Below are 24,244 nucleotides of genomic sequence, written 5' to 3'. Positions count from 1 at the left end.
CCTTTTGACCCTTCTTCAAGGCAAGCGAGCAAAACCATGGGATTGAGCACACACGTTCTGGACACGATGCACGGCTGCCCCGCTGCGGGCATGCAGGTGGCCCTGTACACCACCCAAGGCGATCAGGCCACCTTGGTCAAAAGCTTCACCCTCAACCCCGACGGCCGCAACCCCGACGGCCTGCTGTACGACCACGCCAGCCTGCGCCAAGGCACCTACCGTTTGGTGTTCAATGTGAGCGACTACTTCAAGGCCAAGGGCGTGGAATTGCCCGAGCCCAACTTTTTGAACCAAGTGAGCCTGGATTTCGGCGTGGCCCACGAAGACCAGCACTACCATGTGCCGCTGCTGGCCAGCCCGTGGAGCTATTCGACCTATCGCGGCTCTTGAAAGCCACCGCAACATGTCCCCGGTGATGCGACCCCATCGGATCTGTTGACCAGATGAGGACTCAAGTCAGTTTGACTTTGGACAGGTCAAATGTGGGTTTCGGGGTCTTGAGTTTCATGTTTTCCAGGGTTTGCACGATCAGCCCGGCGACGAAACTGTCCCGGTAAGGCTTGCTGTCGGCGGGCACCACGTACCACGGGGATTCGGGTGTGCTGGTGGCGCTCAGGGCCTCTTCGTAGGCATGGGTAAATTGAGGCCACAGTTCACGGTCGGCAAAATCCGAAGGCTGCAGCTTCCAGTGTTTGCGCGGGTCTTCCAGCCGGGCTTGCAGGCGTTTCTTTTGCTCGGATTTGGAAATGTGCAAATAGCACTTCAACACGGTGATGCCCGCGTTGCTCAACAAAGACTCGAAGTGCAGGATGTTGTCGTACCGTTGTTGGCAAGTTGCCTCGTCAATCATGCCCCGCACGCGGGTGACCAGCACATCTTCGTAGTGGCTTCGGTTGAAAATCACCATTTCGCCGCGCGCAGGCGCTTTGGCATGGATGCGCCACAAAAAGTCATGGCGGCTTTCCAGATCGGTGGGCACGCCAAAAGCCTCGGCTCGCACGCCCAAGGGGCTGACGTGGCTGAAAACGCTGCGGATCACGCCATCCTTGCCCGCGGTGTCCATGCCCTGAAATACGACCAGCAAGCCCCGGGTTTTGGCCGCGTGCAGGGTGCTTTGCAGTTTGTCGAGTTTTTCGCCCATGTCTGCCAAGTGCTCCTCCAATTCGTCGCCAGAGGGCAATCCTTTGGAGGGGGGCTCGGTGTCAAAGTCCGAAAGTTTGAATTGGCTCTGGGGAGAGACATACCAAGGGGTGTAGTCATTGTGTTGCATGGAGAAAGTGTAGGCACTTTGTCAGCCCCAGCCCGTTGTTTGGCGCACCGATTTATGTTTGAGGCATTGATTTGCAGTCACTTCCCCATTCTTGGCTTTGCACACAGGTCTCGCTCGGCTAAGCTGATGTCATGGTGAGGTCTTTGATATTCATTTTTGCAATGGCTTTGTCGGCATGCGGCGGTGGGGATGGCGCAAGTTTTGCCCCTCCCACGGGCAACACGCATTGTGGCGTGAGCGTGGGCACGCTGCGCATCACCGGTAATGTCACATCGGTGCACGACGGCGACACGATCACCGTGTGCGGTGAGTCGATTCGTCTGGCCAGCATCGACGCCCCAGAGCTGGACCAAGCCTATGGCCAACAATCTCGGGCGCATTTGGCCGCCATGGTCTTGGGTCAGAGCGTCACCGTCACATATGCCCAAAAAGACCAGTACGACCGGGTGCTGGGCACCGTCTTCAAGCCCGATTGCAGCCAGGTCAACTTGAACCAAGTGGCGTCGGGTGCGGCTTGGTATTACGAAGCCTACAAATGCGACATCGACATTCGGCAACGCCAAGCCTATGCAACGGCACACGCAGCGGCCCGTTCGGCCAAAAAAGGTTTGTGGGCCACTCCCGCCGTGGCCCCTTGGGTGCACCGCAACGGGGTGGAGGCCAAAGTGCCCGCTGCGTGTCCCAATGGGGACGGGGCTTCGAATTAATCGGGATCTGACCCCGATTAATTAATTGGGGTCAGATCCCGATTAATCCGTCGAAAAAGACTGCCACGCTGGCGATGCTTCTTTAGAATCGACGTCTTAACGTTCACTGACCTACATCCCCGCACCATGACCCAAGTCACCAACACCGTGCGTTTTGTGCTCGACGGCCAAATCGTCGAAGCCCAAGGCAAGCGCCGCACCACCACTGTTCTGGATTACCTGCGCGAGCAGTTGCACCGCACCGGCACCAAAGAGGGCTGCGCGGAAGGCGATTGCGGCGCCTGTGTGGTCATGGTGGGTGAGCTCAACGCAGCCGGCACCGGGGTGGACTATGTGGCCACCAACGCCTGCATTCAACTGCTGCCTTCGCTGGACGGCAAATCGGTGAAAACCATCGAGAGCCTGAAAAAAGCCGATGGCAGCATGCACCCGGTGCAAGAAGAGATGGTCAAGTGCCACGGCTCGCAGTGTGGTTTTTGCACGCCTGGCATCGTGATGAGCTTGGTGAACCTGGTGCAGGTCTTGCCCACCCCCAACCGCCAGCAAATCACCGATGCGCTCAGCGGCAACCTGTGCCGTTGCACGGGTTACAAGCCGATCATCGAGTCGGCCACCAAGGCCTGCGCCAAGCCTGCGGCGCTCAAACTCGATGACAGTGCTGATCTGCCTTTGCTCAAGGAAATCAAGCGCGCCAGCGTGCCCACCCTGAGCCTGGACGGCGACATCATCGTGCAGCCGGTGGTGCGCACCAAGAAGGGCAACGAGTTTGTCTCGCCCGCCACCTTGGCCGAAGTCGCCGACTATTTGGTCAAGAACCCCACCACCACATTGCTGGCGGGCAGCACCGAAATCGGCCTGCAGGTGAACAAGCAGTTCAGCCGCCCCGACCACATCATGTATTTGGGCAATGTGGCCGAGCTGCGTCAGGTCAAAGAAACCGACAAGGTCTGGCACATTGGCGCTGCCGTGTCGCTGACCCAGGTGGAAGCGCTGGTGGCCAAGGCCTATCCCGACTTCACCGAGGTGCTGCGCCGCTTTGGCTCACCGCCCATCCGCTCCACTGCCACTTTGGCAGGCAACATCGCCAACGGCTCGCCGATTGGCGACACCATGCCTTGCTTGCTGGCGCTGGGTGCCAGCCTGGTGCTGCGCCGCGGCGAGAAGACCCGCAAGGTGTTGTTGGACAACTTCTACACCGGCATGAAAAAAAACGTGATGGCGCCCGGTGAGTTCATCGAAGCCGTGGAGTTGCCCAAGCCCGTGGGGGCCCAAGTGTTCCGCGCCCACAAGGTGAGCAAGCGTTTTGAACAAGACATTTCGGCCACTTGCGCGGCCATCAGCTACACGCTTAAAGACGGCAAGTTGAGCGGTGTGAAGCTGGCCTACAACGGCTTGGCCCCATCGCCCTGCCGCGCCCCCAAGCTGGAGGCCGTGCTGGAGGGTCGCGTGCCATCCGAGGTGAAAGCTGCCGAGCTGGATGCGGCGATTGCCGCCAGCTTCACCGCCCGCGATGGTTTGCGTGCCACATGGGCTTACCGCGCTTTGGTGGCCCGCAACTTGGCTCTGGAATTCATCGAAGAACAAACGAATGAGGTGGCTTGAATGAACGCTCCTACCGCTCTTAAAAACCTGTTGCCTGTCTCCGGTGTTCAGCAAGGCAAAGAACTGGTGCACGAGTCCGCGCACCTGCACGTCACGGGCTCGGCCACCTACATTGACGACATTCCTGAGCATGCAGGCACTTTGTATGCCGCGCTCATTTTGTCGCCTGTGGCGCATGGCGAGTTGATCGGCGACGGCATTGACCGCGCAGCCATCCTCAAGGAACACGGTGTGGTGGCGGTCTACACCGCCAAAGACATCCCCGGCGAAAACAACTGTGGCCCCATCATCCATGACGACCCGTTCCTGGCCGCTGGCAAGGTCGAGTTTGTGGGTCAGGCCGTGGCCGTGGTTGTGGCGCGCGACATGCTGTATGCCCGCGAAGCCGCCCACAAAGCCAAGGTGCTGGTGAAAGAACTCACGCCCATCTTGACGATCGAGGAGGCGATGGCGGCGAACAGCTTCATCATGCCCCCCAAAGGCATCACGCGTGGCGACGCAGCGGCGGCAATCGCCAACGCGCCCCACATGATCAAGGGCACGACCCGCACCGGCCAGCAAGAGCAGTTTTACCTGGAAGGTCAGATCACTTATGCGGTGCCCAAAGAAGACGGCCAGCTCACGCTGTATGTGTCGACCCAGCACCCCGACGGTAACCAACGCGAAGCCGCGCACGCCCTGAACCTGCACACCAACGATGTGGAGGTGATTTGCCGCCGCATGGGTGGTGGCTTTGGTGGCAAAGAAGGCAACGCCAGCATCTTCAGCCAGAGTGCTGCTTTGGCCGCGTTCAAACTGCAAAAGCCGGTCAAGCTGCGCGTCAACCGCGACGACGACATGACCATCACCGGCAAACGCCACGATTTCCGCATCGACTACGAAGTGGGCTTTGACGACACCGGCCGGGTCTTGGGCGCCAACATCACCCTCATGTCGCGCTGCGGCTACAGCACCGATTACTCGGGTCCGGTGAACGACCGCGCTTGCCTGCACATCGACAACACCTACCACCTGCCCGCTCTCAAGCTGCTGAGCCACCGTTGCAAAACCAACACCCAAAGCGCCACCGCGTTTCGTGGCTTTGGCGGCCCGCAAGGCATGTTTGGCATCGAGACGGTGATGGACGAGATCGCCATGACTTTGGGCAAAGACCCCTTGGACGTGCGCAAGCTCAACCTCTACAAAGACCCTGCCATCAGCGGCACACCCGACACCATGACCACCCAATACAACCAGTTGATTGAAGACTGGGTGGGCGACCAAGTGATCGACCAGGTGGAGCAGGAATCGAAATACGCCGAGCGCCGCGCCGAGGTGCAAGCCTTCAACGCCAAGAGCAAAACCCGCAAGCGCGGCATGGCGCTGGTGCCTTTGAAGTTCGGCATCAGCTTCACCGCCACCCACCTGAACCAAGGCGGCGCGCTGCTGGTGATTTACATGGACGGCTCGGTCAGTTGCAACCACGGCGGCACCGAAATGGGTCAGGGTCTCAACACCAAGATGGCGCAGGTGTGTGCCGATGGTTTGGGCATCAGCGTGGACAAGGTGCGCATCACCGCCACCGACTCGCAAAAAGTGCCCAATGCTTCGGCCACCTCGGCATCGAGTGGTGCCGACATCAACGGCGCGGCCATCATGAACGCGACGATGCAAATGCGCGAACGCTTGAAGCCTGTCGCGGCCCGCATGTTGGGCTGCCAGCCCGATGACGTGAGCTTTGCCAACAATGAACTGCATGGCGGCGGTAAGTCTGTCAAGTGGGCTGAGGTGACCAAGCAAGCGTATATGGAACGTGTGGGCTTGTCGGTCACGGGCTTTTACATGACGCCCGAAATCAAATACGACTTCGCGACCCTGAACGGCCGTGCTTTCTACTACTACTGCTATGGCGCTGCCGTGAGTGAAGTGGAGATCGACACCCGCACCGGCGAGTGGAGGCTCTTGGCCGTGGACATCGTGCACGATGTGGGCCGCAGTATCAACCCCGCATTGGACAAAGGCCAGATTGAAGGCGCTTTCGTGCAAGGCATGGGCTGGCTGACCATGGAAGAGTGCATTTGGGACCTTCGTGGTGACGCGAATGGCAAAGGCCGGGGCAAGCTGCTGACGCACGGCCCCAGCACCTACAAAATTCCGGTGGCGGGCGACATTCCAGAGCACTTCAAGGTGACGCTGTTTGACAACGCCAACATGAAGCCCACGCCGTTCAACAGCAAGGCCACGGGCGAGCCGCCGTTGATGCTGGGTTTGTCCACCTTCTTCGCCCTGCGCGATGCGGTAGCGGCCAGTGCCGATCACAAGGCCGTGGTTTACATGGACGCCCCGGCCACGCCTGAGCGCATCCTGATGGCTTGCGAAAAAGTCAAGGCGACAGCAGGGCTGTGAGGTTTTGAGCAAGATGCCTGAAGCGGTTTCAGGCATCTGTCACTTGGATTCACCCAGTCAACAGGAGCAGGCCCATGTCAGACGATCCACGGTGCTGCGGCACCGGCACTTGCATCATCAACGCCGAAGGCCTGTGCTGGTGCGGCCAGCGATGGGATGGCGAGAAGATGTGCTTCATGCCCGAGCCTGCGGCGCAGCCAGACCCCCTGGCCAAGAGCGACACCACCCCGCAATCACCTCGCGCTGGGCAGGACTGAGCGCATGAGTTGCCTGCGCCCGTACCCTGGCCGCTGTGCGCTGTTTCTCCACACTTTGTTCTTCACCGGGCCGCGGTTGTGAGCCAAGGCACGACGACGGCTGAAACTCCACCCGCCATGCACTGGCGCGACCCGTTCCGGGTCCGGAGTTTTCGCTTTCAGTGGCCTGCCGATCTGACCACGTCCTGGGCTATGGAGATGGAGACCATCGTGCTGGGCTGGTTCATCCTGGTCGAGTCGGGCTCGGTCATGATGCTGGTGGTGTTTGGCTCCTTGCAGTACCTGGGCTCTTTGGTCTCGCCCATGTTTGGCGTGGCGGGCGACCGACTCGGTTATCGGCGCATGCTGGTGTTGTCGCGGGCCCTGTATGCCTTGCTGGCCGCCGCCTTCATGCTGCTGGCCTGGTTGCAAGCCCTTACCCCCATGATCGTACTGATCATGGCTGCTTTGGCGGGCCTGGTGCGCCCCTCGGACATGATGATGCGCCACGCCTTGATCGCGCAGACCCTGCCGCCCCGGCATTTGCTGGGCACGTTGGGCATTTCGCGCATCACCTCGGATTCGGCCCGCATCGCTGGCGCATTGGCCGGTGCGGGTGTGGTCGCATGGCTGGGCATGACCTGGGCTTACGCGCTCATCACCGCGCTTTATATGCTCAGCTTTGTGCTGTCACGCGGCGTTTCGGGTGGGCCTGCGCAAACTGCTGTCAGGGATGCCCCACGCGTGTCGCTGATCCGCGATTTGCAGCTGGCCTTTGGCTATGTGTGGACGCGCCCGGTGCTGATAGCGGCCATGGCGCTGGCCTTCTTAGTCAATCTGTTGGCCTTTCCCTTCTCTTTGGGCTTGCTGCCCTATGTGGCCAAAAATATTTACCTGACCGACCAGACGGGTCTCGGCTGGCTGGGCGCCAGCTTTGCCTTTGGGGGCCTGGTGGGCTCGGTGGTGCTGAGTTCGCACCGTTTTGCGTTTCGCGCCGCGCAAACCATGGTGCTGGCCGGGGCGGTGTGGTTTGCGGTGGATGTGCTGTTTGCCTTCAGCACCCATCTGGGCGTGGGCATGGCCTTGCTGTGCTTGGCAGGCCTGGCGCAAAGCCTGAGCATGACGCCGCTGGCCGCCGTGATGCTGCGCGCCACAGAGCCCGCTTACCGGGGTCGGGTGATGGGCATGCGCATGTTGGCCATCTGGGGTTTGCCATTGGGCCTTTTGCTGTCGGGCCCGCTGATTGGCCGTTGGGGCTATGTCGCCACAGCCAGCATGTATTCGGCCCTGGGGCTGCTGTTGACCGGTGCCATGGCGGTGTACTGGCGTGCGCACATTTGGGACCGCAAAGCCCCGGCCAATGCGCCTTTGTGACGCACCCACGATGAGCCCCCGCTGTGACCCAAGCGACAGCCTTCAAACGGCCTTGGGCGCACAGTGCGCGTGCAGGGTCGGATTGACCGTAGCCAGACCTGAAAGCTGAAATTGACCATGACCACCTTGACCTCTTCTGCCGCCCCTGTGCCCGAACCACCCGATGACCACCCCCGCGTGGTGCGGGGCCTGCTCAACATCGCGCACGCCTTGGACCATTTGTTCTTGCTGATTTTTGCAGCGGCGGTCAGCACCATTGCCACCGACATGGGCTTGGCCCAATGGCAAGACCTGATGCCCTATGGCGCAGGGGCTTTTTTCATGTTCGGTCTGGGCTCTTTGCCGGCGGGTCGCTTGGGCGATTTGTGGGGCCGCCGCAGCATGATGCTGATCTTCTTTTTTGGCATTGGTACGGCGTCCATCCTCACGGCGTTCACCCAAACGCCTTGGCAACTGGCCATCAGCCTCACGCTGATCGGCGTGTTCGCATCCATCTACCACCCGGTGGGCATCCCCATGTTGCTCGAGCGCTCGTCCAACCCCGGTGCCACCATTGGCTTCAACGGCCTGGCGGGTAACTTGGGCGTGGCGGTGGCGGCCTTGCTCACCGGTTTTTTGATCCAGTGGTTCGGCTGGCGTGCGGCTTTTGTTCTGCCCGGCGTGGTGGCGCTGTTGTGCGGCTGGGTGTTTGCCCGCACTTGCCCCCAAGAGGTCTTGTCACCTGCCAAGCGCAAGGGCGGCGCCAAGGTGAGCCTGCCCGCGCCCATGCTGGCCCGCGCTTTGGTGGTCATGACGGCTGCGGCTGTGACCAGCAGCGTGCTGTTCAACTTCACCACCAACGGCAACGGGCCGTTGATCACCGAGCGCTTTCTGGGGGTGATGGAAGACCCTGCCAGCTTGGGCCTGTTGCTGGCCTTGGTTTACGCCGTGGCCTCGGTGGCCCAGTTGGTGGTGGGGCACCTGATCAACCGTTTCCCGCTCAAGCACTTTTTCATGTTCATGGTGATGGCGCAGATCCCCATGCTGGTGCTGGCCTCGCAGGCGCAGGGCTGGTGGCTGTTTGCGGCGCTGATTGGGGTGATGGTGTTCATCTTTGGGGCGATTCCCTTCACCGATTTCATGATCGCCCGCTACGTAGACGACCGCCTGCGCTCGCGCGTTTCGGGCATGCGCCTGGGCGTGTCGTTCGCGGTGAGTTCCTTGTCGGTCTGGGCCTTGGGGCCGGTGGTCAAGGCCATGGGCTTTGGCAGTTCGCTCTTGTTGCTGGCGGGTTTTTCGGTGGCCACCACGCTCATTTTGACTTTGCTGCCTGGGGCGGCGCACGAGCAGACGACGCCGGCCTGAGCCAGAGCGTGCCAGGCCTTAGCGCAGCTCAGACGTCTGATCAGTCCTGGCCTTCGGTCAGGGTGTCGAGCTGAAACTTGCCGCTTTTGTGCCAAAGCCACACATCGGTGTAGGTGACCTGGCTCATGTGCTGTGGCACGGGGTAGGGGGCTGCGGCTTTGACCATGCGTTCGATTTGTTGCATCACTTGCGGCACATGCCGGGGTGCACGCATCCATTGCACCGATTTGACTGAGCCGTGCCGGTCGATGTCCACGTTGAGTACACCCACCGCCTCCAACATGGGGGGCAGGCGGCCTTTGTAAATGCTTTGGCTGTGCCGGGCATAAAGGTGGCTGGCGGCGTCCTTGCGGTAATCCTTGGCGTTGCGTGCGGCCGATTTGACGGGGCTGGGGGCTGCGGCAGTCTTGGCGGGTGGGGCCACGGTGTCAGGCGGTGTCGTGGCGGGTAGGGCAGGTAGGGCGGGTAGGGCAGGTAGGGCAGGTAGGGCGGGGGTGCCGTCGACCTGGCTGGTGGCAGGGCGTGGGGTGGGTTTGGCGGTCGGGGGCGCGCTGCAGCCGCTCAGCCAGCCCAGGACCACGGTGCCCAGGGCCAGCAAGCTGCGCGACAAAACGGTGCGGCGCGGGGCATGTTGCGGGTGCGGGTGTTGGGGTGCCTCTGGCATAGATCGGGTCCTCTCCTTGGCATACTCGGTGTTCGGGCGTGATTGTGGCATTGACCACAGGCCTTGGCGAGTGGCCATTTGACAAAGGGGTGCGTGTGTGAACTGGATGATGGTGGCGTTGAATCGGTTGGCCAATGAGTCGGCGGTGCGGGTGAGTGTGCAAGCCACCCAGGGCTCAGTGCCGCGTGGGCCGGGCACCCACATGCTGGTGTTTGCCCGAGGCGAAGAGGGCACGATTGGTGGCGGTCATCTGGAATTTCAGGCCTTGGCGCAGGCACGTCGGTTACTGGCAGGGGAGTTGGTGCCTACTCACTTTCGTCAGGTGCTGGGCCCCAGCTTGGGGCAGTGCTGCGGCGGGGTGGTGGAATTGCTGTTGGAGCGAGTGGACGCGGGCGACGTGGCGCGTTTGCGCACCGCCTTGATGCCGCCGCGCACCCCGCTGGCGCTTTTTGGCGGTGGCCATGTGGGCCGAGCGATTGTGAACGCCCTGGCGCCTTTGCCTTTTTCGGTGCGCTGGATCGACAGCCGCGACGAGATTTTTCCGGCCGATGTGCCCGATGGGATGGATTGCGAGCACTCCAACCCGGTGCAAGCTGCCGTGGCCGATCTGGCCCCGTGCAGCCGGGTGCTGATCATGAGTTTCAGCCATGCAGAAGACCTCGACATCGTGGTGGCTTGCCTCAAGCGCTTGCGCGAGCGGAATGATTTGCCCTTTGTGGGCCTGATTGGCAGCCAGACCAAATGGGCCACCTTCAGGCACCGCTTGGAAGAACGGGGCTTTGCGGCCGAAGAAATCGCCCGCATCACTTGCCCGATCGGCGTTCCCGGTATCGCGGGCAAGGAACCGGAGGTCATCGCTGTGGCGGTGGCGGCGCAACTCTTGCAAACCCTTTGAAGTTGTGATGCTGGTTTCCCCTAGGCCCCCAAGCCAAAGGGGGGACTGGAATCCTGAATGTAAACTGTATACACTTCGGTGCACTGGTCGCAGCGGCGCAAGGATCTTCGGGTTCATGTTCGCGACCGAATACCCGCTCACAGGGCCCGCGGTGGTGAGCAGGTTGGAGAATCCTTCATGGAATCGTATTTTCTGGAATGGGCCAATTTGTTGCTGCGATGGGTGCACGTCATCACCGCCATCGCCTGGATTGGCTCCTCGTTCTACTTTGTCTTTCTCGACAACAACCTGCAAAAACCAAACTCACCTGACCTGCTGGAAAAAGGCGTGGGCGGCGCCATGTGGGCGGTGCACGGCGGCGGTTTTTACAACCCGCAAAAGTACATGGTGGCCCCCAAGGTCATTCACACCAAGCTCCATTGGTTTTATTGGGAAGCCTATTCCACTTGGTTGACTGGTTTTGCGCTGTTCACGGTGCTCTACCTTTACAACGCGGGTACTTTCCTGATCGACAAGTCGCTGATGGACTGGACCCCGGTGATGGCGGGTTCTGCCGCAGTGGGCATGCTGGTGGCCTTTTGGTTGGTCTACGACACCATCTGCCGCGTGTTTGGCTTTCGAAAAAACGGCGAGCTGATCGTGGCGGGTCTGATGATCGTGGTCGTGGCGTTTTGTGCCTGGCTGGCCAACGAGCTGTTTGCAGGCCGAGCTGCCTTCTTGCTGGTAGGCGCCATGATCGCCACCGCCATGAGCGCCAATGTGTTTTTCTGGATCATCCCCGGCCAGCGCAAGGTGGTGGCTGCCATGACGTCCGGTGGATCCTATGACGCCAATGCGCTGGCCATCCACGGCAAGCGCGGTAAGCAGCGCAGCGTGCACAACACTTATTTCACGCTGCCCGTCATCTTTGCAATGCTGAGCAACCACTACAGCTTTTTGTACACGCACGAGCACCGCTGGGTGCTGCTGTTTGTGATGATGCTCGCCGGTGCCTTGATTCGCCAGTTTTTTGTTCAGCGCCATGCCTTTCACCTGGGCCGCGCCGCCAATCCTTGGCCTTTTGCGGCGGTGGGCGTGGTGATGATTTTGGGTGTGATCGTGGCCCTGAAACCAGCTGCCCCCAAAGTGTCAACAGCACCCGTGTCACCCGTGAGCTTTGCCCAGGTGCAAAGCCTCGTCAGTCAGCATTGTCTGTCGTGCCACAACGCTCAGGTGCAAATGAAAAACGTCCGCTTGGACAGTCCTGAGCAAATCAAGCTTCACGCGCAAAACGTCTACCAACAAGTGGTGGTGACCAAGCAAATGCCCATGGGCAATGCCACCGGCCTGACCGAAGAAGACCGGGTCTTGATCGGGCGCTGGTTTGTGGCGGGGGCCAAGCTGGACTGAAGGGTTGGCCATTGTCGAGGCCGGCATGAGGGGTGCACGCGACAGTCGCCTGAGTTACTGGGGCTATGGTTGACCCTATTGGTATGACGATCGAATGGGTATATCTTGGACCCAGCAGGCCCTTTTGGGCCCGGCTGTTCAAATCACAAGGAGACACCCATGTTCAATCGCTCACGCCGTACTTTGGTTGCCAGCGCTGTTGCTGGCTTGGCTTGTTTGGCAGCTGCCCTGCCTGCTGCCGCACAAAATTATCCCGTTCGCCCCATCACCATGATCGTGCCTTGGGGCGCAGGTGGCGGCACCGATGCCGTGGCCCGGATCGTGGCCAGCTTGCTCGAGAAAGACCTCGGCCAACCCGTCACCGTCGTTAACCGCACCGGCGGCAGCGGAGTGGTGGGCCATGCGGCCATTGCTTCGGCACCCGCTGACGGTTACACCATTGGCCTGGCCACAGTCGAAATTGGCATGATGCACTGGCAGGGTCTGACCCAATTGACGGGCGCCTCTTACACGCCCATCGGTTTGGTCAATGCCGACCCGGCTGGCATTCAGGTGCGCGCCGATTCGCCTTACAAAAACGTGAACGAGTTGCTGGCCGCCATCAAGGCCAACCCCGGAAAGTTCAAAGCCTCTGGCACGGGCCAAGGCGGTATCTGGCATTTGGCCATTGCCGGTTTGTTGCTCGACCAAAAAATCGACCCGGCTGCATTGCCTTGGGTGCCCAGCAACGGCGCAGCGCCAGGCTTGCAAGACATGGTGGCGGGTGGTGTGGAAGTGGCTCCGGTGTCCCTGCCCGAAGCGCGTTCGCTGATCGATGCGGGCAAGGTCAAGAGTCTGGCCATCATGGACGCCAAGCCTTCCACGCTGTACCCCAATGTGCCGACCCTCAAATCGGCCACAGGCAGCAACTGGACCATGGCGGCCTGGCGCGGCGTGCTGGCCCCTAAAGGCTTGCCAGCGCCGATTCAAACCAGGCTGGCCGAAGCCGTGCGCAAGGCCGTGGCCAGCAAGGATTACAACGACTTCATGACCAGCCGTGGCTTGGGTGTGATTTATGGCGGGCCGGATGACATGGCCAAATTCATGGCCAAGTCCGATGCCGAAATGGGCGTCACCATGAAAGCTGTGGGCCTGGTCAAGTAAGCCTGCGCATGAAAATCAACGACGCTTTTTGGGGCTTTGTGCTCATGGCCTTGGGCGCTGCGGTGCTCTGGGCCGTGCGTGCTTACCCCAACATTCCGGGCCAGCCGGTCGGCCCTGCCTTGTTTCCGGGCTTGATTGCGGTGGGCCTGTGTGTGGGTGGGGCCTTGCTGGTCTGGCAAGGCTGGCGTGATCGCGCGAATGGCGCATGGCTTGAGTGGGAAGACTGGGTGCGTTCGCCACGGCACACCCAGGCGCTGGTCGCCTTGCTGGGCTCGGTGGTGTTTTACATCTTGTTATCAGATGAGCTGGGATTTTTCATCACCGCATTTTTGATGCTAGTGACCTTGTTCAGATCATTGCAAGTGGCATGGGGCCGTTCGGTCTTTTGGGCGGTGGTGGCCACTGTGGTGGTTCACTTTGCTTTTTACAAATTGCTGCGCGTGCCCTTGCCGTGGGGCATCTTGACGCCCATCGCCTGGTAAGGGCATTGACCCACTCTTTTTTACCCAAACGACTGTGACAGTCTGAGGAGCCGAGTTCCATGTGGACAGCCATTGGCCAAGCTTTTTCGATGGTGTTCGAGCCCTACACCTTGATGGTGATGGTGCTCGCCGCCTTTTATGGCCTTTTTGTCGGGGCGGTGCCGGGCTTGACCGCCACCATGGCCACTGCGCTGTTGGTGCCCGTGACCTTCTTCATGCCGCCCATCCCCGCGGTGGCGGCCATGGTCACGGCCACGGCCATGGCGATTTTTTCGGGGGACATTCCGGGCTGTTTGTTGCGCATTCCGGGCACACCGGCATCGGCCGCCTACACCGACGAAGCCTTTGCCATGACCCGCAAAGGTCAGGCCGAAAAAGCGCTGGGCGCAGGTTTGGTGTTCTCGGCGGTGGGGGGCTTGTTTGGCACGGCGGTGCTGATCGTGGCTGCGCCTGCCTTGGCCGACTTTGCACTGAATTTCAGCTCATTCGAGTATTTTTGGTTGGTGCTGCTGGGCCTGACTTGCGCGGTCTTCATTTCCACCGGTTCCCCGGTCAAGGGGCTGATGATGTTGTTCTTGGGCTTGCTGGTGGCGTGCGTGGGCTTGGGCAATCCGGCCGGTTTTCCACGCTTTACCTTTGGCAGCACCGAAATGTCGGGCGGTATCGGCATGATCGCCATGATGATCGGCATGTTCGCCATCTCCGAAATCATCCGCTACGTGGTGGACACCAGCCCGCCTGCTGAGTTGGTGGTGGAAGAGGTGGGCGGTGTGCTCAAGGGCCAATGGGCGCTGGCCAAGAAATACCCCAAACAGATTTTGCGAGGCAGTGTGCTGGGCACCGCCGTGGGCGCTTTGCCGGGGGCAGGCGCTGACATCGCGGCCTGGATGTCTTATGCCGTGAGCAAGAAGTTTTCCAAGGAGCCCGAGAAATTTGGTACCGGGCATGTGGAAGGCATTGTGGAATCGGGCTCGGCCAACAACAGCGCCTTGGCCGGTGCGTGGATTCCGGCCTTGGTGTTTGGCATTCCGGGTGACTCGATCACGGCCATTGTGATCGGCGTGCTGTACATGAAGAACATGAACCCCGGCCCGACCTTGTTCACCACCAACCCGCAAAACATTTACGCGGTGTTTTTGCTGTTCATCTTGGCCAACCTCATCATGATTCCCTTGGGCATTTTGTGCATCAAGGTGGCCAAGCGCATCCTCAAGGTGCCGCGTGAAATCTTGATGCCGATGATCTTGCTGTTTTGTGTGGTGGGCACGTTTGCCATCAACAACTCGGTGTTTCAGATCGGCGTGATGCTGGTCGCCGGCATCCTGGCGTATGTGCTGGAGGCCAACAAGTTCCCGACAGCGCCGGCCATTTTGGGCGTGGTGTTGGGCGGCATGCTGGAGGAGAACTTCATCACCTCGATGATCAAGTCCAACGGCGATTTGATGGCTTTTGTGGCCCGGCCCATTGCGCTGTGCCTGGCCATTCTCACGGCGTTGGTCTGGTTTGCACCGCTGCTCTTGCGTACGTTGCGCCAACCAGCGCCGGGGCGTTAGGCGTTGAGCGTTCAGGGTTCAGGGTTCAGGGTTCAGGGTTCAGGGTGGGCTGGCCTTTGGTCGGCAACGGGTGGCAGTGGGCCACCTGAAGATCATGCCTTTCATCAGACCTCACATGGGATGGGGTGCTGCGATTTTGAGTTTTTCGGCCCAAGGCAAGAGCATGGGCATGATGTTCGGGTACAGCGCCAGGCCTTGGGCTGCGCTGTCGGCTTTGAGCTTCAGGCCGCGCTCGCCTGGCGTGCGCACCCAGCGGTCGGGCTGTGCGGGCCGCGCAGCATGGCATTGGCGTGACACTTCGTCCATCTGCGTGTGGAAGGCGCTTGGACCTGCGAAAGCGCGGGGGTCGATGATCTGCAAAAACACCGTGGCCCCCCAGCCCTCGGGGGCATCGGCCCGGCCGTGGCCTGACAGCCCGCCGGTCAAGGCTTCCACCATCCAGCTCAGGCCATAGCCCTTGTGGCCCGAGTCCATGCCGCCCAGCGGCAAGATGGTGCCCTTGGGTTCGTTGAACAGCACCGCCGGGTCGCGGCTGGGCTGGCCATGGCCATCCATCACCCACTCGGCGGGCAGCAAGCCGCCTTCTTTGTGCAGGCGGTTGGTCATGCCGTTGGTGGTGGACGAGGTGGACACGTCGATCAGCACCGGCAAGCCCGAAGTGGGAATGCCCACCGACATCGGGTTGGGTGTGAACACCGGGTCCAGCCCGCCAAAGGGCGCGATGCTGGCGGTGTTGGGGTCTGAGCAGTGCAGCAGCATCATGAAACCCTGATCGGTCACACGCTGGTGGTAGGCCGCCAGACAGGCAATGTGGTGGCTGCGCCGGATGACCACGGTGCAAGTGCCTTGGGTGCGGGCGCGTTGTGTGGCCAGTTCGATGGCTTGCAGCACAAGCCAGGGGCCGGGCAGGCGTTGTCCATCCCAGGTGACGGCGGCTGGAAAGTCCGACACCACCACGGGTTGGCCGTCTTTTGTCATCTTGCCCGCTTCCAGTTCAGCCAGATAGGGGGCCAACAAGCCCAGGCCGTGCGTGGTGTGACCCAGCAAATCGCCTTCCAGCAAAACGTCGGCTACAGCCTGCGCCTTGTCCGGCGGCAGGCCGGCAGACTGTAAAAGTTGGTCGGCAAAAGCCAGAAGGTCAGAGACGGCATAGTTCATGGGCTGCATCATAAAAAGAAGCTTCGGATGTGCTGTCTCGCCGCGGACTCGGTGTGGTTCATGCCAAGGCATGGCTAGGGTTTCCACGCGAGTCCATTCGCCGTGAATACCTGATACTGCTGCCAGAGAGTGCTAGCGCTATTTTGCCCAGACTCATGACTGAGATTTCTATATGAAATTCGGCGTTTTTGACCACCTTGACCACAGTGGACTGCTGCTCAGGGATTTCTATGAAGAGCGACTTCAACTGATTGAGGAATACGACAGGGTGGGTATCCACGTCTACCTCACGGCTGAACACCATGCCACGCCGTTGGGCATGTCACCTTCGCCGTCTGTGTTCCATTCGGCTGTGGCACAAAGAACCAAGCGCTTGCTGTTTGGGCCATTGGTGTACACCTTGGCCCTTTACCACCCCTTGAGGCTGGCCGAAGAAGTCTGCATGCTCGACCATTTGAGCGGTGGTCGTTTTCAATTGGGTGTGGGCCGAGGCATCTCGCCTTATGAGCTGGGTTATTACGGTGTCAACCCGGACGAGGCCCATGAACGTTACCTAGAGTCCTATGAGGTGCTGATGAAGGCTTTGAAGGCGGGTCGTTCAGCCACGCCTGAATTGACCCACGAAGGCAAGTTTTACCAGTACAAAGACGTGCCCATGACCTTGGCACCTTTGCAAACCCCGCACCCGCCTTTGTGGTACGGGGTGGGTGACCCCAATGGTGTCAGCTGGTGCGTGGCCAACCGTTGCAATGTGGTGGGCAATGCCCCCCTGGACCGCATGCGCGCGATCACAGACCGTTACCGCGAAGAGTGGGCCGCTGCTGGCCACAGCCCTGACGCGTTGCCCTTGATGGGGACCACGCGGCACATGGTGATCGCTGCGACTGACAAAGAAGCCAACGATCTTGCGCGCCAGGCTTACACACGTTGGTACCAAAGCTTCATGTACCTGTGGGAGAAACACGGCACCAAGCCCGGTGCGTACTTTCCATCCACTTGGGACGAATTGGCGGGCGCAGGCCGCGCGTTGGCAGGCACGCCTGAAACTGTGCGCGAGCAGTTGCTGCATCAAATCGAGGTCTCTGGCATCAATTTTGTGCTCACGCGTTTTGCCTTTGGCGACCTGCCTTTTGCCGACTCCAAGCGGTCGGTTTCTTTGTTTGCATCGGATGTCATGCCCTGGATTCTTGAGCATACCGATGCTTTGCAACCCCACTGAGGCTTCACCATGAATCACCAACGCAGCACTTTGATTCGGGCGCTCCTGGCCCTTGCCATCGCAGGTTCTGGCCCGCATGCGCTTGCCCAAACGGCCAATGCGTGGCCCACCAAGCCTGTCAAGATCATCATGCCCAGTCTGCCCGCTGGGAGTCCTGACCGGGTGACGCGCATGGTGGCTGAAAAGCTGGCGATTCGTTGGGGCCAACCCGTCACGGTGGAATACAAGCCCGGCGCCACCACGGTGATTGGCACCGATTTCGTGGCCCGTGCACCGGCCGATGGTTACACCTTGCTGTCGACCTTCACATCCTTGGTTCAGGCGCCTGCTTTGTTGCCCAAGGTGCCATGGGACCCTGAGCGAGATTTCACACCCATTGTTCAGTTCATCCGCTCAGAAGTGGTCTTGCTGGTGCGCAGCGATTCGCCCTACAAAACCATTGCTGAATTCATCCAAGGCGCCAAGACCGCCAAGGCCAGTGGTGCGCCGTTGAACTATGCCTCCTTTGGAAATGCTTCCTCATTTCACATCTATGGCGAAACGCTCAAGCGAGGCGCGGGCATCGATTTGACGCACATCCCCTACAAAGGCGAATCGGCATCGATGGTTGACCTGATGGGTGGGCAGGTGGTGAGTTCATTCAACTCCATTGGGACCGCCATGCCCCACATCAAGAGCGGGCGTGTCCGCGCACTGGCCTTGGTGGGTGCGGTCCGATCCAAGGTTTTGCCTGAGGTCCCCACATTTGGTGAGGCGGGTGTGGCCAAGATGGACACCAGTGGTTGGTTTGGCATGCTGGCACCCGCGGGCACCCCACGCAGCATCGTGGACAAAATTGCCGCAGACACGGCGCAAATACTGGCCTTGCCAGAAGTGATGGAGGCTTTGCGCGGTCAGGGGCTGGAGCCCACGGGCCTGGGCCCGGATGCTTTTGCCCGTTTTTTGCGCGAAGACCTGATGCGCTGGAAGACCTTGATTCAGGAAGTCGGCGTGAAGGCTGATAGCTGAAACCACCAGGCCCAGCACCGAGCTGGCGGCGTGCAAAAGGTGTTCGGAGGCTAAACCCCTGAAACCACCACGTCCATCGCCGCAATCAGTGTGCTGGCTTGCGGTGCCAAATTGCCCACCACTTGCCGTAAGCTGCGCGCGGGCAAGGGTGCCGTGTAGTGGGCCAGTGCGCGCAGGCGCTGGCCGTTGACTTTGACCATGGGGCAAAGTTTGTCAGGTGACTTTTTTGCAAACTCAACAGTGGCCAAAGGAATGGTCATGCGTGTGGCCAATGCATCCAGCAAGTCGCTTTGGACGACCACCACATAGGGAATGCCGTGCGCAGCGCTCTCGCTGGGATTGGCGTAAACATCAAACTGCGCCATGGCGTTTTACCAAGGCCGCAAGTCGGCACCGGGGATGCCTTGCTTTTCTACCCAAGTGTTTTGCGCGGTAATCCAATCGCCAAACTCGGCTTCAAACTTCTTTTTGCGTGCCGCCAAGCTGCTGCTGTTTTGGTTGGCTTGCAACGTCCGGTATTGCTCAGCCGACAAAATGACGGTGTCTATTTGCCCCGCTTTTTCTACAAAAACGGGTTCACGCTTGGCAAGGGCGCAAATGCTGCCAAAACGGTTTTTGGCTTCGGTGGCGGTGATTTGCATGGTGAGCTCCTGAGTGTTGGCTATTTTAGCTAAAGGTGTCTAGAGTGTGGAAACTTAAGCTGCCCCTAACGCCAACCGCATGGCCAGCTGGTTGTGCCGCTCAATCAACGGCCCCATGTCCACCGTTGCAATCTCACCTTGTCGCACCACCACGCGTCCGTTGACGATGGTGAAGTCCGCGTTGTCGCTCGCGCACAGCAGCAGCGCGCCCACTGGGTCATGCACTGCACCGCCCGCCATGCTGAGCGTGTCGGTTCGGAACAGGGCAATGTCGGCGCAAAAGCCTTCTTTGATCTGCCCCAGCTCGTGCGCACGGCCCAGCACTTCGGCGCCGCCGCGTGTGGCCAGGCGCAACGCGTCGCGGGGTGTCATCTCGGCGGGGCCGCGGTCACAGCTAAACACGGTGCGCCCGTCTTCGACGCGCGGTGCTTCCATGGCCCTGCCCACACGCGCCAGCAGCATGGCCTGTCGGGCCTCGTTCAGCAGGTGCGCCGCGTCGTTGCTGGCGCTGCCGTCCACGCCCAGGCCAATCGGCACGCCCGCGTCGAGCATTTTGCGCAGGGGCAAGATGCCGCTGGCTAGGCGCATGTTGCTGCAGGGGCAGTGGGCGATGCCGGTGCGCGTGCGGGCAAATAAATACGTGCCTTCGTCGTCCAGCTTCACACCATGGGCATGCCACACGTCGTGGCCCACCCAGCCTAGGTCCTCGGCGTATTGGGCGGGCGTGCAGTTGAACCTCTCGCGGGTGTACGCAATGTCGTGGTCGTTTTCGGCCAAATGGGTGTGCAGACGCACGCCGTGGGCGCGGGCGAGCTTTGCCGATTCGCGCATCAGGTCCTGACTCACGCTGAAGGGCGAGCAGGGGGCGACGGCCACATGCGTCATCGCGCCGTAGCTGGCGTCGTGCCACCTTTCAATCAGGCGCTGGGTTTCTTTCAAGATGGCGGGCTCTTTTTCGACCACGCTGTCGGGCGGCAGACCGCCTTGCGACTCGCCCACGCTCATGCTGCCGCGTGTGGCGGTAAAGCGCATGCCCATGGTGTGCGCCGCTTCGATGCTGTCGTCCAGCCGCACGCCATTGGGATAGATGTAGAGATGGTCGCTGCTGGTGGTGCAGCCGCTCAGCAACAGCTCGGCCATGGCCACTTGGCTTGAAACACGCACCATCTCGGGCGTGAGGCCCACCCAGATCGGGTATAGGCCTTGCAGCCAAGAAAACAGCTCGGCGTTTTGCACGCTCGGAATCGCCCGTGTGAGCGATTGATACATGTGGTGGTGCGTGTTGATCAGCCCCGGCACCACCACATGGCGGCGGGCGTCGATCACTTCATCCACCTGTTTGACCAGTTCGTCGGTGTTTTGAGTGGCGGGGATGATGCGTTCGATGCGGCCATCGCGGATCAAGAGCGAGGCGTCATTGAACTCATTTCTGGCATCGTCTTGTGTGGCGATGCAGCGGGCGCGGTGGATTAGCAGCGTGAGCATGGACTTGTCCTGGGCAAGGGGTGAAACAAGTCGCGGCCGAATCCCCTGGTGCCCGCAAAAAGCGGGGAGGGCGAGCACCACGTTGCCGCGCGTCCCGGGCTGTGCAGTGGAACAATTTTACGGGGGTGTGGTACGCACCATGGTGTTCATCACGCACAGCGCTGATATGCACTTGGTCTAGAGCCTGACTTAGTGGTCTGTGGGGCGGAGTAAATACATTTTTCACATGGCACTTCCACTGGGGAGCCAAAAAGTTAAGTGGTAAGCACGGCGCATAAAGACATTAAAGAGCTTTTGGAATTTTTTTGCGTTTCAGATAAAGCTAATCAGGTCAATTTCAGCTCGCTCAAAATGAGCTGCTTTAGCTTGTACTTCTCGATTTTGTTGGTCGGTGTTATTGGAAGCGCAGTGACAAACCGTATATGTTTTGGCTGCATGAATTTGGGCATTACTTTAATGACGTGGACACGCAATTGAGACTCAGACAGAGTCAAGCCTTCTTTCAACTCAACGAATACGGCAATGTCGTCTTCGTCACCAACAAGTGCAGGCAAAGGAACCGCAGCACAGGCTCTCACGCTAGGATGACTGGCGATCAAAAACTCAACTTCATATGAGGAAACGTTTTCGCCTCGCACACGGAAAAAACCGCCCATTCGGTCAATGAACAAATAGGTACCTGATCCATCGGTACTTTCTTTGCAAGCGTCGCCGGTGTGAAACCAGCAGTTGCGCAACACCCTGATCGTGACATCGGGTTTGCGAAAATACGAGTCCAGCAGCAAACCTGGAAACCGGGGCCGGAACGCCAGTTGTCCCACCACACCCGGAGGACATGCGTTGTCATCCTCATCCAAAATTGCGACTTCCAACAAGGGGTTTGGCAAGCCCATGAAACCTTTAGGTAGCGGCTCACGCCCATTTACCACCAGACGTCCTGAGGACTTGCATGAAGCGACGTAGTCTTTTTTGTGCAGCCCCTTCCACATACTGACCGGTGTGCCTTGGATATCACCCAACTCATCGATGATCCCTGTGAAGCCAACACCAGATTCAGTTTGACCAAAGCCACAGCTCACAAAATCGATACCAAAACGTGTGGCTACTTCATTGTGAGTTGCAGGCAAAGGCTGCATGTGCACCTTATTGAGTGAGTTGGCTTTATCTGATGGCAACGGTTTTGCACTCATTAACCAGGGGATCATCACATCCAACAAAATACAACAACTGGCCTGGCATTGGGCAATGCGATCCCAAAACTTGGTGGGGCTGAACTTGTCCCACAACCCCACCGTGTTGCCTAACCAGATGGCCTTTGTCACCACAGCAAACGCTCCGCCGACATGGTACATCGGCAAATCACAATACAAGATATCGTCAGCTGTCGTCGCCATGCGCAAGGGATAACTGTAATGATTCATCCAGCGAAATGGTTGCACAACGCCCTTGGAGGGACCAGTGGTACCAGAGGTGTAAACGATATTGGCAATGTCAAAGGGACTGCGTACCATCTGTGGCAAGGGGGCAGAGCAAGCTTGTAATCGGCTTAAATCGGTACACTCAAACCGCGCGTCCATTGGCGCATTTTCGGTGGCTATGTAATCATGATCTGATGCTTGAGGGTGGTGCACAATCAGCCGCTGCAATTGCACTTCCGTTGCAATCTCATTCAAAATTTCAGCAAATGAAGGATCTGTGATCAAAGCGAAGGGTGCCGTATCGTTGAGCTGATATTGCAACAATGCACCACGGAAATTAAAATTCACCGGTGCAAAAACTGCACCTGCACGCCAAATCGCGTACATAGCCAAAGCGCTTACCAGCGAGTTTCTAGTCAACACACTCACAGATTGACCTGGCTGGACTCCCATCTCAATCAAGCCCGCTGCCATGCGATCGGTTCTTTTTTTGAATTCAGAAAAAGTAACTTGAATATTGTCTTCGCCGTAGTAGATATAAACCTTGTCGGGCATACGTAATGCACATTCGTCGAGCTTGTCCAAGACAATATCGCCCTGAGCCACCATGTCGTCAAATAATGCTTGCGGTGTCATGCCCATACTCCTAAGTTGTACATTTCATCCGGTCAATGTTGCGCAAAAATCTATGCTTCTAAGCGGGCCACGATTTGCCCCTCTTTGATCGTTTCACCTTCATGTACTGTTATTTCCATGATCACACCAGCACGGGGAGCGTCGATGGGGATTTCCATCTTCATGGCCTCGATGATCATCACGCTTTCGTCCGTAGCAACGCGTTGGCCCACAGCGGCTTGGATCTTCCAGACTTGACCCGCAACTTCAGAGGTGATGTTCAAATTTGGCATGTCAGTTCCTGAAATTAAAGTCGTTGATTTGTTGGATCCAGCACTTTGCGTAATGACTCACCCAAACTGTTGAATGCCATGGCGGTCAGCAAAATTGCAATGCCGGGTGCATACATTTGCTCTGGCGCAATTTCCATGCTCTGATACGCACGAGCAAGCATCGCGCCCCAGCTCGGATCAGGAGGCTGAATGCCTAAACCGAGAAAACTCAGACTGGCCTCTGCCAGCAGAGCTCCTGCAAGCAAAATAGTGACTTGCACCAACACGGGTTGCAACGCATTTGGAAGGATGTGATGCCACAAAATATGTCGAGTTGACGAGCCAAAACAGCGTGCCGCATCAACATACAACTCTTGCCGAACCACTAGAGTTTTAGCCCGTGCCAAACGTGCCAACTGTGGAGCAAATACGATGCCGACGGCGATCATGCCGTTGGTCAGCCCAATGCCCAGTGCCCCAGTCACAGCAATGGCCAGCACGATGGCAGGAAAAGACAACAAGGTGTCGATCATGCGCCCTACCAACTCATCGAGCCAGCCGCCCATGTATCCAGCCCAGATTCCAATGGGTACGCCCAAACACACCGCAATCGAAACGGCCAAGCAACTGGCGTACAAAGCAGCTCGCGCACCATACAACAATCGGCTGAAAATATCACGGCCCAAGTCATCCGTTCCAAGCCAATTCAACTTCGATGGCGCAGCCAATGTGTTGCTCAGGTGCTGCTCAGTGGGGGAGTGCGGTGCGATCCATTCAGCTGTGAGTGAAACAAACAGCAAGGTCAAAAGAAATACGAAGCTCAGCGCTGCCCGCTTATCGCGCTGCAGCCATTGAATAAGCCATTGCAAACCGCTAGGCCTGGAGATGGTGTCCATTTCCTTCATATCACTTCACTCTGGGGTCAATGACCCCGTACAAAAGATCTGCCAACAAGTTCAGTAGCAACACAATCACCACCATCGCCAGCACGACACCTTGCACCACCGGGAAGTCCCGCTGGAGCGCTGCTTTCACAATCAAGCTGCCCATACCCGGGATGGCAAAAACTGCCTCAATTACCACTGTTGCGGCCAGCATACGGTTGGCCATCAAGGTCAATACGGTGAGCAAATTCACACCGACATTCTTCATGCCGTGCTTCCACAAAATTCGCATCGGCGATAAACCTTTGGCATGCAAAGTTCTTACTTGTTGTGACTGTAAAAGTTCCATGAGTGAGCCGCGAAGCTGTCGAGAAACTTCAGCAATCCCTCCGGCGGCCAAGGCAAGTGCAGGTAAGGTGGCATGGTGGATAGCACCCAAGGGGTCTGAACTGAATACGAGAGATCCTGTGACCGGAAACCAGGCCATGTCCAAAGCAAAA

Annotated in this window: 24 protein-coding genes; 14 read left to right on the top strand and 10 right to left on the bottom strand. The window is 59.0% G+C overall.

Going from position 1 to position 24,244, the window contains the following annotated elements; translation table 11 throughout:
• The first annotated feature begins 36 nt into the window (after positions 1-36).
• Positions 37-390 (top strand): hydroxyisourate hydrolase, encoded by a 354-nt coding sequence (gene uraH / locus Q0O99_RS15200; RefSeq protein WP_293752821.1) that lies wholly within the window; start codon positions 37-39, stop codon positions 388-390.
• A gap of 61 nt (positions 391-451) precedes the next feature.
• On the opposite strand, the gene Q0O99_RS15195 is transcribed toward uraH, so the two are convergent.
• Positions 452-1,270, bottom strand: a complete 819-nt coding sequence (locus Q0O99_RS15195; RefSeq protein ID WP_293752820.1) for a PPK2 family polyphosphate kinase — start codon at positions 1,268-1,270, stop codon at positions 452-454.
• Between the two features lie 161 nt (positions 1,271-1,431).
• Here Q0O99_RS15195 and Q0O99_RS15190 point away from each other — a divergent pair, with 161 nt between their 5' ends.
• From Q0O99_RS15190 to Q0O99_RS15165, 6 genes are all read left to right on the top strand, one after another.
• Positions 1,432-1,977 carry a thermonuclease family protein gene (locus tag Q0O99_RS15190; protein WP_293752819.1) on the top strand — a complete coding sequence of 182 codons (546 nt, stop codon included), beginning with the start codon at positions 1,432-1,434 and terminating at the stop codon, positions 1,975-1,977.
• Positions 1,978-2,103: 126 nt separating this feature from the next.
• A complete protein-coding gene (xdhA, locus tag Q0O99_RS15185) occupies positions 2,104-3,579 on the top strand; it encodes a xanthine dehydrogenase small subunit (RefSeq protein WP_293752818.1) in 1,476 nt (491 codons plus the stop codon).
• On the top strand, positions 3,580-5,964 hold the full coding sequence (xdhB, locus tag Q0O99_RS15180) for a xanthine dehydrogenase molybdopterin binding subunit (protein WP_293752817.1): 2,385 nt from the start codon (positions 3,580-3,582) through the stop codon (positions 5,962-5,964).
• Between the two features lie 74 nt (positions 5,965-6,038).
• Entirely contained in the window at positions 6,039-6,221 is a 183-nt protein-coding gene (locus Q0O99_RS15175) for a hypothetical protein (RefSeq protein ID WP_293752816.1), read from the top strand.
• A 117-nt stretch (positions 6,222-6,338) separates the two neighbouring features.
• Positions 6,339-7,574, top strand: a complete 1,236-nt coding sequence (locus tag Q0O99_RS15170) for an MFS transporter (protein ID WP_293752815.1) — start codon at positions 6,339-6,341, stop codon at positions 7,572-7,574.
• A gap of 117 nt (positions 7,575-7,691) precedes the next feature.
• Positions 7,692-8,918 (top strand): MFS transporter, encoded by a 1,227-nt coding sequence (locus Q0O99_RS15165; RefSeq protein ID WP_293752814.1) that lies wholly within the window; start codon positions 7,692-7,694, stop codon positions 8,916-8,918.
• 40 nt (positions 8,919-8,958) lie between these two features.
• Here Q0O99_RS15165 and Q0O99_RS15160 read toward each other — a convergent pair whose 3' ends face one another.
• Positions 8,959-9,582, bottom strand: a complete 624-nt coding sequence (locus tag Q0O99_RS15160; protein ID WP_367185253.1) for a hypothetical protein — start codon at positions 9,580-9,582, stop codon at positions 8,959-8,961.
• Between the two features lie 106 nt (positions 9,583-9,688).
• On the opposite strand from Q0O99_RS15160, the gene xdhC reads away from it, so the two are divergent.
• From xdhC to Q0O99_RS15135, 5 genes are all read left to right on the top strand, one after another.
• Positions 9,689-10,477 (top strand): xanthine dehydrogenase accessory protein XdhC, encoded by a 789-nt coding sequence (gene xdhC, locus Q0O99_RS15155; RefSeq protein WP_293752828.1) that lies wholly within the window; start codon positions 9,689-9,691, stop codon positions 10,475-10,477.
• A gap of 177 nt (positions 10,478-10,654) precedes the next feature.
• Complete coding sequence (locus Q0O99_RS15150; RefSeq protein ID WP_293752813.1) at positions 10,655-11,866, top strand: urate hydroxylase PuuD; 1,212 nt, start codon at positions 10,655-10,657, stop codon at positions 11,864-11,866.
• 159 nt (positions 11,867-12,025) lie between these two features.
• Positions 12,026-13,009: a tripartite tricarboxylate transporter substrate binding protein gene (locus tag Q0O99_RS15145; protein ID WP_293752812.1), complete on the top strand. Its 984-nt coding sequence runs from the start codon at positions 12,026-12,028 to the stop codon at positions 13,007-13,009.
• 8 nt (positions 13,010-13,017) lie between these two features.
• Positions 13,018-13,491, top strand: a complete 474-nt coding sequence (locus tag Q0O99_RS15140) for a tripartite tricarboxylate transporter TctB family protein (protein ID WP_293752811.1) — start codon at positions 13,018-13,020, stop codon at positions 13,489-13,491.
• 59 nt (positions 13,492-13,550) lie between these two features.
• Positions 13,551-15,044 (top strand): tripartite tricarboxylate transporter permease, encoded by a 1,494-nt coding sequence (locus Q0O99_RS15135; protein ID WP_293752810.1) that lies wholly within the window; start codon positions 13,551-13,553, stop codon positions 15,042-15,044.
• Positions 15,045-15,155: 111 nt separating this feature from the next.
• Here Q0O99_RS15135 and Q0O99_RS15130 read toward each other — a convergent pair whose 3' ends face one another.
• Positions 15,156-16,214 (bottom strand): Ldh family oxidoreductase, encoded by a 1,059-nt coding sequence (locus Q0O99_RS15130; protein ID WP_293752809.1) that lies wholly within the window; start codon positions 16,212-16,214, stop codon positions 15,156-15,158.
• A 160-nt stretch (positions 16,215-16,374) separates the two neighbouring features.
• On the opposite strand from Q0O99_RS15130, the gene Q0O99_RS15125 reads away from it, so the two are divergent.
• Positions 16,375-17,421 (top strand): LLM class flavin-dependent oxidoreductase, encoded by a 1,047-nt coding sequence (locus Q0O99_RS15125; RefSeq protein ID WP_293752808.1) that lies wholly within the window; start codon positions 16,375-16,377, stop codon positions 17,419-17,421.
• Between the two features lie 9 nt (positions 17,422-17,430).
• On the top strand, positions 17,431-18,429 hold the full coding sequence (locus tag Q0O99_RS15120; protein ID WP_293752807.1) for a tripartite tricarboxylate transporter substrate binding protein: 999 nt from the start codon (positions 17,431-17,433) through the stop codon (positions 18,427-18,429).
• A 50-nt stretch (positions 18,430-18,479) separates the two neighbouring features.
• Here Q0O99_RS15120 and Q0O99_RS15115 read toward each other — a convergent pair whose 3' ends face one another.
• The 7 genes from Q0O99_RS15115 to Q0O99_RS15085 form a co-directional block, all read right to left on the bottom strand.
• Positions 18,480-18,794, bottom strand: a complete 315-nt coding sequence (locus tag Q0O99_RS15115; protein WP_293752806.1) for a CcdB family protein — start codon at positions 18,792-18,794, stop codon at positions 18,480-18,482.
• Between the two features lie 6 nt (positions 18,795-18,800).
• Complete coding sequence (locus Q0O99_RS15110; protein WP_293752805.1) at positions 18,801-19,070, bottom strand: prevent-host-death protein; 270 nt, start codon at positions 19,068-19,070, stop codon at positions 18,801-18,803.
• 54 nt (positions 19,071-19,124) lie between these two features.
• The gene (locus tag Q0O99_RS15105; RefSeq protein WP_293752804.1) at positions 19,125-20,555 is read right to left on the bottom strand and encodes an 8-oxoguanine deaminase; all 1,431 of its coding nucleotides are present in this window, start codon (positions 20,553-20,555) and stop codon (positions 19,125-19,127) included.
• Between the two features lie 326 nt (positions 20,556-20,881).
• Positions 20,882-22,609: an AMP-binding protein gene (locus tag Q0O99_RS15100; protein WP_293752803.1), complete on the bottom strand. Its 1,728-nt coding sequence runs from the start codon at positions 22,607-22,609 to the stop codon at positions 20,882-20,884.
• Positions 22,610-22,659: 50 nt separating this feature from the next.
• Complete coding sequence (locus tag Q0O99_RS15095; protein ID WP_293752802.1) at positions 22,660-22,881, bottom strand: acetyl-CoA carboxylase biotin carboxyl carrier protein subunit; 222 nt, start codon at positions 22,879-22,881, stop codon at positions 22,660-22,662.
• Between the two features lie 14 nt (positions 22,882-22,895).
• On the bottom strand, positions 22,896-23,756 hold the full coding sequence (locus Q0O99_RS15090; RefSeq protein ID WP_293752801.1) for an ABC transporter permease: 861 nt from the start codon (positions 23,754-23,756) through the stop codon (positions 22,896-22,898).
• 10 nt (positions 23,757-23,766) lie between these two features.
• The coding region (locus Q0O99_RS15085; protein WP_293752800.1) for an ABC transporter permease at positions 23,767-24,244 on the bottom strand (478 nt) is incomplete at its 5' end.

This window comes from Limnohabitans sp. Rim8 (assembly GCF_945901735.1).
Taxonomy (GTDB): domain Bacteria; phylum Pseudomonadota; class Gammaproteobacteria; order Burkholderiales; family Burkholderiaceae_C; genus Limnohabitans_A.
This window is presented reverse-complemented; position numbering and strand designations above follow the sequence as displayed.